9 protein-coding genes and 2 tRNA genes are annotated in these 12452 nt (G+C 55.5%); 6 read left to right on the top strand and 5 right to left on the bottom strand.

Features of this window, described 5'->3' with window-relative positions; translation table 11 throughout:
* Nucleotides 1-62: 62 nt before the first annotated feature.
* Both F4555_RS07265 and F4555_RS07260 read right to left on the bottom strand, forming a co-directional pair.
* The gene (locus F4555_RS07265) at nucleotides 63-779 is read right to left on the bottom strand and encodes an L-ribulose-5-phosphate 4-epimerase (protein ID WP_115325881.1); all 717 of its coding nucleotides are present in this window, start codon (nucleotides 777-779) and stop codon (nucleotides 63-65) included.
* Nucleotides 776-2446 carry a ribulokinase gene (locus tag F4555_RS07260; RefSeq protein ID WP_115325882.1) on the bottom strand — a complete coding sequence of 557 codons (1671 nt, stop codon included), beginning with the start codon at nucleotides 2444-2446 and terminating at the stop codon, nucleotides 776-778. Before F4555_RS07260 ends, F4555_RS07265 begins: the two co-directional genes overlap by 4 nt.
* 228 nt (nucleotides 2447-2674) lie before the next feature.
* Between F4555_RS07260 and gltX the strand changes: the two genes are divergently transcribed.
* From gltX to F4555_RS07235, 5 genes are all read left to right on the top strand, one after another.
* Complete coding sequence (gltX, locus tag F4555_RS07255; RefSeq protein ID WP_115325883.1) at nucleotides 2675-4234, top strand: glutamate--tRNA ligase; 1560 nt, start codon at nucleotides 2675-2677, stop codon at nucleotides 4232-4234.
* A gap of 480 nt (nucleotides 4235-4714) precedes the next feature.
* On the top strand, nucleotides 4715-6322 hold the full coding sequence (locus tag F4555_RS07250; RefSeq protein WP_004017762.1) for a methyl-accepting chemotaxis protein: 1608 nt from the start codon (nucleotides 4715-4717) through the stop codon (nucleotides 6320-6322).
* Nucleotides 6323-6337: 15 nt separating this feature from the next.
* Nucleotides 6338-8044 carry a methyl-accepting chemotaxis protein gene (locus F4555_RS07245; RefSeq protein ID WP_115325884.1) on the top strand — a complete coding sequence of 569 codons (1707 nt, stop codon included), beginning with the start codon at nucleotides 6338-6340 and terminating at the stop codon, nucleotides 8042-8044.
* A gap of 88 nt (nucleotides 8045-8132) precedes the next feature.
* A tRNA-Gln gene (locus F4555_RS07240) sits at nucleotides 8133-8204 on the top strand.
* Between the two features lies 1 nt (nucleotide 8205).
* Nucleotides 8206-8278 (top strand) — tRNA-Glu (locus F4555_RS07235).
* A gap of 106 nt (nucleotides 8279-8384) precedes the next feature.
* Here F4555_RS07235 and F4555_RS07230 read toward each other — a convergent pair.
* Nucleotides 8385-8666: a TM2 domain-containing protein gene (locus tag F4555_RS07230; RefSeq protein ID WP_115326120.1), complete on the bottom strand. Its 282-nt coding sequence runs from the start codon at nucleotides 8664-8666 to the stop codon at nucleotides 8385-8387.
* A gap of 219 nt (nucleotides 8667-8885) precedes the next feature.
* Between F4555_RS07230 and F4555_RS07225 the strand changes: the two genes are divergently transcribed.
* Complete coding sequence (locus tag F4555_RS07225) at nucleotides 8886-9614, top strand: IclR family transcriptional regulator (protein WP_114991386.1); 729 nt, start codon at nucleotides 8886-8888, stop codon at nucleotides 9612-9614.
* Here the strand turns inward: F4555_RS07225 and F4555_RS07220 are convergent.
* Complete coding sequence (locus F4555_RS07220; RefSeq protein ID WP_004014566.1) at nucleotides 9611-11473, bottom strand: dipeptide ABC transporter ATP-binding protein; 1863 nt, start codon at nucleotides 11471-11473, stop codon at nucleotides 9611-9613. The genes F4555_RS07225 and F4555_RS07220 overlap by 4 nt on opposite strands.
* A complete protein-coding gene (locus F4555_RS07215; RefSeq protein WP_004014565.1) occupies nucleotides 11470-12447 on the bottom strand; it encodes an ABC transporter permease in 978 nt (325 codons plus the stop codon). Before F4555_RS07215 ends, F4555_RS07220 begins: the two co-directional genes overlap by 4 nt.
* Nucleotides 12448-12452 lie beyond the last annotated feature (5 nt).

Below are 12452 nucleotides of genomic sequence, written 5' to 3'. Positions count from 1 at the left end.
TTCTGTCGGGCGGCTGGTGCCGCAGTTTATTGATTGCTATGTTGTTTTCAGTTGGGGTCGGGCTAGTTTTCGGGTTGACCGTAAACATTTTGGTACCGTTGCCACAGGGCATCCACGGCCGCAGGGTCGATGGGGCGCGGGGTTCCCAATGATTTTGCGAATGTCACGGTTTTCGCGATTTCTTCCACCATCACCGCTGCTTTCACTGCCGCTTTCGCATCTTTACCCACGGTGAACGGTCCGTGATTGCCCATCAGTACCGCTGGGGAGCGTGATTCCCGCAGGGTTTCCACGATACCCCGGCCGATGGAATCATCACCGATGATAGCGAAGGGTCCGACGGGAATCTCCCCGCCGAACTCGTCGGCAATCATCGTCAACACGCAGGGAATCGGCTGGTAGATGGCCGCGAAGGCCGTGGCATAGGGAGAATGCGTGTGCACCACCCCGCCGACCTGGGGCAGATGCCGATACACATAGGCGTGAGCCGCCGTGTCCGAGGAAGGCTGGAGTGTCTCAGCGGTGCCATCTGCGATTTTGTTCCCCTCAAGGTCGCACACCACCATATTGTCGGCCGCTAGTTCGTCATAGCGCACCCCGGAAGGCTTAATCACGAACAGTTCGGTGCCGGCAACCCGCTGGGACACGTTTCCAGCCGTCCACACCACCAGGTTATTGGCGGGCAGCTCGGCGTGCCATCGAGCCACGGTTTCCCGGGTTTTCGCCACGGCGGCTTGGGTGGTTGCGTCCAGTTCCCTTAGGGATATTTTCGGGTTCACGAGTTGCCAGCCTTTTGCTGGGCTTGAAATGCTTTCAGTCGCGGCATAATTTCGGATTCCCCGCGACCGAAATGGTCATGTAATTCTTGATAGAACCCAAAGAGCACATCGTAAAGGCGGGCGGCCTCTAGATTCGGGGTGTAAGCATGATGCTGTACCTGTGCCATCGCGGCGGCGGCTTCCTTGGCGGTGGGATAAATCCCGGCCGCGACCGCCGCAAATACCGCAGCCCCAAGCGCTCCGGTTTGCGGCGCCAGGGAAATCGTGATGGGTTTGCGGGTAATATCGGCCAGCATCTGCATGTACATCTGGTTTTTCAACAGTCCCCCGGCGGCGACGATTTCATCGACCGCAACCCCGTGTTTCTCGAGGTTCTCAATAATCACCCGTGCCCCGAAACAGGTGGATTCCAACAGGGCACGGTAAATATCTTCGGCCTTGGTGGTTAAAGTCAGCCCCAGAATCGCGCCGGACAGGCGTGAATCGGCTAGAATCGAACGGTTACCGTTGTGCCAGTCCAAGGCAATCAGCCCGTGGGCACCAATCGTTTGCTTGGCTGCGAGTTCTTCGAGAATCTCGTGCACGGTTTTCCCGGCTGTTTCGGCCATTTTTTCGTACTTAGAGGGCACACAGTTGTCCAGGAACCAGGCGAAAATATCGCCTACGGCGGTTTGCCCGCTTTCGTATCCCCAAGCTCCGTCAACCCCGCCACCCCAGACTACGCCGAAGGTTCCTGGCACCTCATGCAGCTCCGGGGAATTTACCACGTAGCAGTTAGAAGTACCCATAATCGCGGTCAGCTGGCCGGGGTTAACCGCATTAGCCCCGGCGACCACCACGTGGGCGTCGATATTCCCCGAGGCCACCGCGATTCCCTCGGGCAGACCCAACAGAGCGGCGGCGGTGCTAGTGAGTCCCTCCACTTTCGCCCCCAAGGGCAGAATCGGGGCATCCATCTTGTCTTGGAACATGGTACCGAAACCGGGAGAGACCGCCTCTAGATATTCCGGCGAGGGATAAGACCCGTCTTGGTAGTTGCGTTTATAACCGGAGTCCCCGGCCGCAAAAGTCAGCCGCCCCGTCAGTTTCCAAGTCAACCAGTCCAGCAGATTCACAAAGTAATCCGCTGCGTCATATACTTCGCGGGCTTTTTCAAAGGTTTCCAGTACTTTGGGTAGCGTCAATTCCGAAGACATCACTCCGCCGTAGCGACTGAGCCATTCTTCACCGCGTTCTTTGGCGGCCGCCACCAGACGATCAGCCTGGTCTTGTGCCCCGTGGTGTTTCCACAGTTTTACCCAGGCGTGGGGGTTATTCACGAATTGGGGTTTTTGGCACAGCGGCACCGCGTGTTTATCAGTGGCTAACACCGTGGCCGAGGTGCAATCCACCCCAATTCCCACCACATCATAGGGGTCGATTCCGGCATCCTTGATGGCTTCCGGAACTGCCTGGCGCAACACCAGGATATAGTCGGCAGGGTTTTGCAAAGCGAATTCAGGGGGGAGGACTTGGTTATCGGCGCTGGTCAGCCGTTCGTCCATCACTCCGTAGGGATAATCAACCACGGCGGTGCCAACCATAGCACCAGTGTCGGCTCGCACCACCACGGCTCGCCCCGATAGGGTGCCGAAATCGATTCCAACCAGGTATTTTGTTTCCGTCATTTCGCAATCCTTAATAATTCTATGTCCCGCTGGTGTTCTTTCACGGCGGGGGCTGTTCCTTCCTAATGTTTGCGGGGTCGACCAACCTTGGCCAACCGCCGCTTCACCTTTGATTTTAGAGGAATAAAACGGGAAAATCCCGGTTATGAAAACGTTTGCATAAATGGCGGGGGATTTGAACCCGAATCCGGGAAACTGTCTTGGTGACAATGGGCTAAGATAAGGGTCGTGACTAAATATGCGAAGCTTCCTGACCTGTCCACTGTTCCGACCCCGCCGGCGCACGGCTCCGGCGTGAGGGTGCGTTTTTGCCCCAGTCCTACCGGCACCCCGCATGTCGGCATGGTGCGAACCTGCCTGTTCAACTGGGCTTATGCTCGTTCCCAGGGGGGTACTTTCGTGTTTCGCATCGAGGACACGGATGCGGCGCGTGACTCCGAGGAATCCTTCAACCAGATTATTGATTCCTTGACTTGGCTGGGGCTGGACTGGGATGAAGGCGTGGGTAAGGGCGGGCCACACGGACCTTACCGTCAATCCGAACGAATGGATATATACCGCGAAGTCGCGGGGCAGTTGCTGGAAGCTGGGTATGCTTACGAGTCGTTTTCCACCCCAGAGGAAATCCAAGCCCGCCATGTGGCGGCGGGGCGCGACCCGAAACTGGGTTATGACGGTTTTGACCGCGATATGACGGCCGCCCAGCGCGAGGAATATATCCGTCAGGGGCGCAAGCCGGTGTTGCGTCTGCGGATGCCCGACGAAGACATCACTTTCACTGACTTGGTGCGCGGGGAAATCACTTTCAAGGCTGGTTCGGTGCCGGACTATGTGATTGTGCGCGCGAATGGGGATCCGCTTTATCCGCTGGTGAACCCGATTGATGATGCCCTGATGGAGATTACGCATATTTTGCGCGGCGAGGATATTTTGTCTTCTACCCCGCGTCAAATTGTTTTGTATCGTGCGCTTTACGCCTTGGGAATCGCGAAGTTTGTGCCGTATTTCGGGCATTTGCCCTATGTGATGGGCGAGGGCAACAAGAAGCTCTCGAAGCGTGATCCGGAGTCGAATCTGTTGTTGCACCGCCAGCACGGGATTATCCCGGAGGGTTTGGTGAACTACCTGGCGCTGCTGGGATGGTCAATAGCCCCGGATCGCGATATTTTCAGCCTCTCAGAAATGGCGGCGGCGTTCGACATCAAGGACGTGAACCCGAACCCGGCACGCTTCGACCAAAAGAAATGCGATGCGATAAATGCTGAACATATTCGCTTGTTGGATACGGACGACTTCATGAGGCGCTTGGTGCCTTTCTTGGCGGAAACTGGGACGGTGTCTGGCGATAATTTCGAGGCGCTGACCGCCGAGGAGCAGCGCCTGGTGGCCGCCGCTGCCCCCTTGGCGCAAACCCGCGTGGTACAGCTGAATCAGATTACGGATTTGATTGGTTTCCTGTTTAGCTCCGAGGTGTGCTATAACGACAAGGCCGTGGGCAAGCTAAAAGATTCCGCGCCGGTGGCGCTGTCGGGAGCGGCCAGTGCTTTGGAAGCCGCCGCCGCAGACGTTTGGGGTGATACCGAGGCTATCCACCAGGTGTTGAACGAGGCGCTGATTGATGGTTTGGGGTTAAAGCCGCGTGAGGCCTTCGCGCCGCTGTTTGTGGCAGTGACGGGGACTAATGTTTCCATTCCGGTTTTTGACTCGATGCGGATTTTGGGACGTGAAGAAACTTTGCGTCGTTTAGCTAGTTTTTGCGCTAAATATTGTGCCACAAATGGTAGCTAGATTGATTTATGATATAACTTCTCTCAAATCCGATTTCGCCAGGTGGAAGTGTGTTAGGTTCTAGCTTCACGAGTCCCGACGGTTGATTTTAAAACACCTTGTGTCGCGGTTTCTAATTCTCGGGGCGGGCTTAATGACTCTAGAAGTGGGAATTGGATAGAGAGGAAATTTAAATATGCTATTGCGGTGAAAACCACCTTTGTGGCCGTATCGGTTTTTCTGGGATTTTTATCAACCACCGGGGTGTGTTTTTGCCGGTAAACATGCTCCGGTGTGGACAGCTGGAGAAGGCACCACACTCATGAATACCGGCAGGGTAGTATATTTTCGCGCTCAGTACGCGTAGAGTACCCCGGAGTCTTTTATTGTTCAGTAAACAACGCTATTATTGAGGTAAGAATCCTGGTCTACCGGGTTTTGATGGGGTAGTTCTCAATCTTCTTTTTTAGGATTGGGATTGTGAGTTCAAGGAGTAGTGAATTGAGTAAAAAATTTCGTTTTACTATTGCAGTTAAAACTGGCTTAGCCTCGGCTGTTGTTGCTGTTTTACTGCTGGTTATGCTAGTTTATATGGTGGTTTCAGTCCGGTCCTACGAGGGAGCTTTCCGCTCGGAGATTGATTATTATAAATCCGTCTCCACGACAGAAAATGCCCGCATTACCTGGACCAAAATGCGTTCAGAGGAGGCTAAACTTGCGACACAAATTCAGACTTGGACGGTAACTAAAGTTGGTTCAGACAATCCGAATGCCACTGCGGTGGCGGATGCCTTGGAAACGGTCAACCAGGATTTGCAAAAGCTGCAATCATCCAAGTTAACCGGGAAGCAAAGGCAGATTGTTGATGCTATGGGGGCAGCCGCTGCGGATTACGCGAAGCGGTGGCAGGCATTTATTACCGGTGTCTCGGAGGATCGCGTGTCCACAGCGGCGGCAGCCGACGAATTCGGGATTTGGCAAACCGATAATGCTTATGCCTTTACCAATAAGGCTGCAGAGCTGTTGGATACCTTTGCTCAGTGTCGCAAAGATGCTGAGGAGCTGCAGAATTCGATTCACCGTACTGCACTGATATTTGCCGGGGTACTGTTACTGATTGCCGTGGTCGTTGTGACAGTGATGACCCGCAAGATGGTTACGTCCTTGACTCGTTCCGCTAAGGCTCTGTCTGCTGGCATGGATCAACTGGCGGAGGGTGATTTCACCGTCGAGGTTTCCCGGGGAAGCACTGACGAAGTCGGTGATATGAGTGAAGAGTTCAATCAGGCTATGAGTCGGATGCGCGATAGTATCCGCAACACGGTGACTTCGGCCGAGGAAGTGGTGGGAATCACTTCTGGTATTGGCGATGGTGCCCGTAACGCGGTAGAGGCCGCTCAAAAGGGCGCTGATTACATCAACAGCGGAGCGGCTGCCGCCGAGCAAGTTTCTCGTTCGGTACAAACCGTGGCGGCTGGTGCCGAGGAAATGAATGCTTCCATTAAAGAAATTTCCTCCAATGCAAACTCTGCTGCCGGGGTTGCCAAGGAAGCTTCGGAAGTGGCACAGCAAACTAATGAAACTGTGGCGAAACTGGGCGAATCCTCTAAGGAGATTGGCGAGGTTATCGAAACGATTACCGCAGTGGCTCAGCAGACCAACCTCTTGGCTTTGAACGCCACAATTGAGGCAGCGCGTGCGGGTGATGCCGGTAAGGGCTTCGCCGTGGTGGCCTCGGAAGTGAAAGACCTGGCGGCCGAGACCGGTCGCGCCACCGAAGAAGTTGCTATCAAGGTGGAACAGATTCAAACCGACACCCAGGCGGCGGTTTCAGCCATCGAGGAAATTTCTAACATTATTGCTTCTATCAATGATTACCAGACCACGATTGCGGCGGCGGTAGAAGAACAAACCGCAACCACTAATGAGATGTCGCGGTCAGTATTGGAGGCCGCTGATAGTTCCCAGACAATCGCGGAGAATGTGGCGCATATCGCCAAACAAACCAATGAGTTGGCACAGCAGTTCACCGAAATGAATGAGCGTATGGATGGTCTGTCCGGCCAGTCACAGGATTTGGCTTCACGCTTGAATGAGCTGAAGTACTAGGGGGGAGACAAGACAATGACGATGAATACGCCAGATATGGCAACTACTAACCGCCAGGTTGAGAGCAAAGATTCCAAGATTCGGTGCAATGCCAGGGGAAAGAAGCTGCGCCGTGTTCCGCTGTCCATTCAGTTGGGAGCCATCGGGGCTTCCGGGGTATTGGGGCTGTTGATTATGCTGCTGACCTTTGTCATCGGGATTAACCTGTATGCCGGTGCCTCCAATGCCTATACCCAAGAGGAAAGCGATGTGGAACTGGCACAGGCGCTGAATCATGACATGTTGCGCCTGATTGCCTCTGAAAGCGAGGTTAAACGCCTGTCCCTGCTAAAGACCACGATTGAAGAGGACGTGCGAGCTTCCCTGGTTCAGGGGCATACCAAAGAGGTTAACGAATATATCGATTTGACGGATAAGAGACTAGAGGGATTGTCCAAGATTAAAGATCCGGATATCTCCAAGATTGTGGCTCAAACCACGGAAGTTACCGAACAGTTCCACGATGCAATCAAGCAAATCATGCAACTGTATGGTCAACGTAAATACGAAGAAGGCGGCGCGATTGACGTTTCTTCCTATGTCAATGATCTTGGCACTCTGATTCCGCAGATTGTGGAGGCTTCGGAAGCCAAGATGGATGTCGCTGTGGATCAGGCCGTTAGCATGCGTGTTGCTATGGTTACCCTTATGGTGGTGGTATCCTTGGTAATCCTGGTAATTTCGTTGGTGATTGGTATTCTGGTTCGTCGTACTTTGCGCAAGACCGTTACCTTGGCCGGGAACACCATTGGAGCTATGGCCAACGGAGATTTTACTGCCGAATCACAGCTCCTCATGAACGACGAGGTAGGTGACGTTTCCGTCAAGCTGAACTCCACCCAGGCATCGTTGCGTAGGCTGGTGGGCTCGGCAGCGGAAGTCGCGGGTGAAGTCAACTCGGTGGCTACTGAGGTGGGGCAAGGGATTAACGATGCCTATGACGAGACCCAGGAAGTTATTGCCCAAACCAAGGTGGTGGCGGGAGCCGCTGGAGATGTCGCCCAGTCGATTCAGACTGTGGCGGCTGGTGCCGAAGAGATGGGGGCTTCCATTCGTGAAATCTCTACCAATGCTAACGAGGCCGCTCGGGTGGCTAATGATGCGACTGAGGTGGCGAAGCGGACTAATGAAACTGTGGCGAAGCTGGGGGTTTCTTCCCGTGAAATTGGTGATGTGGTAAAGACTATTACCGGGATTGCGGAGCAGACGAATTTGTTGGCTTTGAACGCTACGATTGAGGCCGCTCGGGCTGGCGAAGCCGGCAAGGGCTTCGCGGTGGTGGCTGGTGAGGTCAAGGACTTGGCTCAGGAAACCGGGAAAGCCACTGATGAAATCACCGCGAAGATTACTGCTATTCAGTCCGATACCGATGGAGCGGTGGCGGCCATCGAGCGGATTTCCGAAATCATCCAGCAAATCAATGACTACCAGACCACGATTGCGGCGGCGGTAGAGGAACAGACTGCTACCACTAATGAGATGTCGCGCTCTGTCTCGGAAGCCGCCAGTGGCTCTGGCGAGATTACCGACACCATCGGACAGTATCAAACCCTGGCAGAGGACTTTAGCGACAAGGTCGTGTCCTTGCACAAGACCTCGAAGGGATTGGTAACATCGGCGCGCACTATGGATGGCTACATTTCTCAGTTCAAATACAAGGAAACAGCGGAGGGGGAAGTGTGATTTGCGCTGGTGAGAGAAATCGGGTAGTCTGAACTCTCGGTGCTTCGATTTGGCAGCGTTTTTTCGCTCTGAATTGGGCACGGCACCATGGGGTATGGTGTAATTGGCAGCACGAGTGATTCTGGTTCACTTAGTCTAGGTTCGAGTCCTGGTACCCCAGCGCCCCTATCGTCTAGCGGCCTAGGACATCGCCCTCTCACGGCGGTAACACCGGTTCAAATCCGGTTGGGGGTACTGCTAAAAGTTATGGCGTGCGGCAAAAGCCGCACGCCATAACTTTTAGCAGAATGCAGGCTTCTGGCAGTGCCAGGAACCTGGCTTTGGCACAAAGCCAGAGTTACTACTGCATGTAAGCCCAGTTACCGTTCGCGTCGAAGATGAATTTATCGCCGGGGTACTGTCCCAGTTTCACTAACGCGATAACGAAGTCAATCAGCCACCACAGCCCTAGCGTCATCCAGTTGCACAGCAGCATCAGAATCCCGATGCCAACTTGACCGCGCAGGAAGCAGTGTACGCCGAAACTCCCGATGAAGAAGGTCAGAACAACGTAGAGCACCTTGTCGACTTCGCGGAAACCCATCGGGAGACCCGAGAAAGTCCCGTATCCGAAATTTGGCATGCCCTGGTTTGAGCTGCCCTGACCCGGGTAGCTTTGATTGGGAAGCCCCTGGTTCGATAAATTTTGGTTTGGAAGCGGGGCATATGGATTATTTAGTGGCATATTGTTACTCATGTTCGCTACCCTACCATGTTGAACGCCGTGGAGACGCATAGAAACCTCGAAATTATTCGGGGTGCCTCGCTTGCATTTCACATCTTGAGATGTCAGTATCGTGTTATGGACAAGACAGAGGAGAACTCCGGGGTTGGGGTGCTGGATAAAGCCGTGGCAATTCTGTCACAGCTCGAGGCTGGCCCGGCTAGCCTGTCGCGGCTGGTGGCCACTACGCACCTCGCACGCCCCACGGTATACCGACTGGCGGTAGCCTTGGAACACCACCGTTTTGTGAATCGGGATGCGCGGGGGCGTTTCATCCTGGGGCCGCGTTTCGCGGAACTGGCCGGTGCGGCGGGCGATGACCGGCTGTTGGCGATTGCCACCCCCGTATTGACTGCTTTGCGTGACCATACCCACGAATCCTGCCAGCTGTTTCGCCGCCAAGCTGACCAGCAAATCTGTGTGGCGGCTGTGGACCGTCCCATCGGGTTGCGCGATTCGGTTCCTGTGGGGGCGCTGCTGTCGTTGCGTGCCGGATCCTCTGCCCAGATTTTGCTGGCCTGGGAAGAACCCGAACGGATGCACCGTGCGATGCGCGGGGCGGTGTTCAATGTCACCCAGCTCTCGGAGGTACGGCGGCGCGGTTGGGCGCAGGCAGTGGGGGAGCGTGAGGTTGGCGTGGCCTCAGTGGCAGCGCCCGTTCGCGGGGCGAATGGGCGCGTCGTGGCGGCCGTGTGTGTTTCGGGGCCTATCGAGCGTCTGGGGCGGCAGCCCGGGCGCAATCTTGGTCCGGCGGTGGTAGCCGCCGCGCAGCGTCTGTCCGAGTTCTTGCGGCGCGAGAGCGACTAGTCGCCATTCCACAACGGAATATTGCGTCCCGGAATCGCCTCTATCAAATCCCGAGTGTAAGCCTCTTGCGGACGGTCGAAAATCACGTCCACCGACCCGCGTTCCACCACGCGCCCCGACTGCATCACCACGACCTCGTCGGCCATCTGGCGCACCACCGCTAAATCGTGGGTGATGAACAGGTACGTGATATGCGAATCGTGCTGGATATCGGCCAAAAGCTGCAGAATCTGTTCTTGCACCAAGACGTCCAGGGCGGAAACCGCCTCGTCTAAAACAATAATCTCGGGTCGTAGCGCCAAAGCGCGGGCAATCGCCACCCGTTGACGCTGCCCCCCGGAGAGTTCCCCAGGATAGCGTCGCATCGCCGAACGCGGCAAAGCCACCGCATCCAGCAGCTGCGCCACGCGTTCCTCACGCTCTTTGCGCCCCCCGAAATGGTGTACCAACAGGGGTTCTTCGATACAGCGGTACACCGAAAACATCGGATTCAAAGACGCGTACGGGTTTTGGAACACGACTTGCAGTTTGGCGCGCATGTCGAACAACTCCCGGCGTCCCAGGGTGGATAAATCGGTGCCCTGATAGTAAACCTTGCCTGAGGTGGGGTTAATCAGGTTCAAAATAATATTCGCCACGGTGGATTTACCTGACCCGGATTCTCCGACCAAGGCCAGGGTGGTGCCGCGCCGCAAAGAAAATGACACTTCATCAACGGCTTTTAGCTGTTTTGCTTCGCCCTTGGCGCCGCGAATATCGAAAATCTTGGTCAGTTTCTCGGCGCGAATGATTTCTTTGTATTCCTCGGGATGAGCCATACCGTGGGTCAGCAACTCGGTGGAGGTCTCGCCGCGCGCCTTGGCGGCCTGAATCCGCTGGGAGGCCAGGGATGGCGCGGCCGACACCAGGCGTTGGGTGTAGGGATGCTGGGGCTGTCCCAAAATATCCAAAGCCGGCCCGGATTCCACGACGCGACCCCGGTGCATCACCACCAGGTGCGAAGCGCGTTCGGCCGCGAGTCCCAAATCATGGGTGATGAACAGCACGGAGGCTTCGCGTTTCTCGGTAATGGTAGCCAGGTGATCGAGAATTCGACGTTGCACCGTCACATCCAAGGCAGAGGTCGGTTCATCAGCAATCAGCAGTTGCGGTTCCCCAGCGAAACCTATGGCTATTAGCGCCCGCTGGCGCATCCCCCCGGAGAATTCGTGGGGATATTGTTTCACCCGCCTGGTGGCGTTGGGTAGCCCGGCTTCTTCCAGAAGTTCTACGACCCGCTCGTCTTCTCGGCCTTTGGCTTTGCGGTTCGCGGTCAAGGCTTCTTTGACTTGGAAACCTATCTTCCACACGGGGTTCAGGTTGGACATGGGGTCTTGGGGCACCATCCCGACATGTGAGCCGCGCAGAGCCACTTGTTGTTTCTTGTTCAACGTGGTGATGTCGTGGCCGCGGAACAGAATCTTGCCGCCGACGATTTTCCCGGTGCCGGGCAAAAGTCCAATAATGGCGGCGGCGGCAGTGGACTTGCCGGATCCGGATTCGCCCACGATAGCAATGGTTTGCCCGGGATAGATTGTGAAGTTGACTTTGCGTACCGCCGGCACCATTCCGGTGGTGGAACGAAAGGCGACTTCGAGGTCGACAACTTCTAGCAGAGGCATGGTTTCGCCGTTCTTGGCTGCCTGGTAGGACACGGATTTCAAGATGGTTTCCTCGCCGGTGGCTTCCATTTCGGCGGCGGTGGCGGGGGTATCGACATGCAGTTGTCCCGCCTCGGTTGGTGCGATGGTCGCCGTGGGAGCCGTTTTGGTTTCGGCTTCACGAGGTGCCATCTGGGTTTCCTGGCTTGCTTCGCTCATTTTTTCCTCGCTTTCGGATCGAGTGCGTCCCGAACCACGTCACCCATCATGATGAAACTCAACACGGTTAAAGCCAGAGCCCCGGCTGGATAGAACAAGACCTGTGGGGCTTGACGCAGTGCTGTTTGCGCCCTAGAAATATCCCCACCCCAACTGACTACATTGGAGGGCAGTCCCACCCCCAGGAAGGACAGGGTGGCTTCGGACACAATAAAGGTTCCGAGCGCTACGGTGGCATAGACAATCATCGGGGCGATGGCATTGGGCACAATGTGGCGCAGGATGATTTTCCACTTGTTTTCCCCCAGAGCTTTCGCGGCGGTGACGAATTCCTCGTTTTTGGTTTGCATCACGGCACCCCTGGTAATGCGGGCAATCGAAGGCCAGCCGAATACCGCCAGCACCAGCACTACAGTGAAAACGGTGCGGTTGTCACGAAACATTTGCATCACGACGATGGCTGCGAGAATAAACGGTACCGCAAAGATAATATCGATGATACGCGAGAGAAAAGCGTCTACGAAGCCACCGAAGAACCCGGCGAGAGTTCCAAAGGCTCCCCCGATAATCACCACCATGAAGGTGGTTAACAAGCCAACTATTACCGAGGCTCGTGCTCCGTGGATGGTGCGCGCGAAAATGTCGCAGCCTTGCCGGTCATAACCGAAGGGGTGACCCGCTTTGGGTGGGGCATAGGAGTTCGATAGTTCACAGAAGTTCGGGTCTATCCGAGTGAACAGTTGCGGGAAGGCCGCCATAACGATAGAAAAGGCAATGATAATCGCGGCTATCCAAAACAAGGGGCGCTTGCGCAGGTATTTCCAGGCTTCGCCCCACAGCGAGGCGGGAGCAGAATCATCGGCTACAGCATCGACCGCGCCCAGACCGGTTTCGTCAATATCCGACACGTAATGTTTTTGGGCGGGAAATGCGAGCTTGGCGGTGGTTTCAGGGTTTTTCGTGTGGTCACTCATTACGT

This window comes from Mobiluncus mulieris (assembly GCF_014204735.1).
In the GTDB taxonomy this organism is placed as follows: Bacteria; Actinomycetota; Actinomycetes; order Actinomycetales; family Actinomycetaceae; genus Mobiluncus; species Mobiluncus mulieris.
This window is presented reverse-complemented; position numbering and strand designations above follow the sequence as displayed.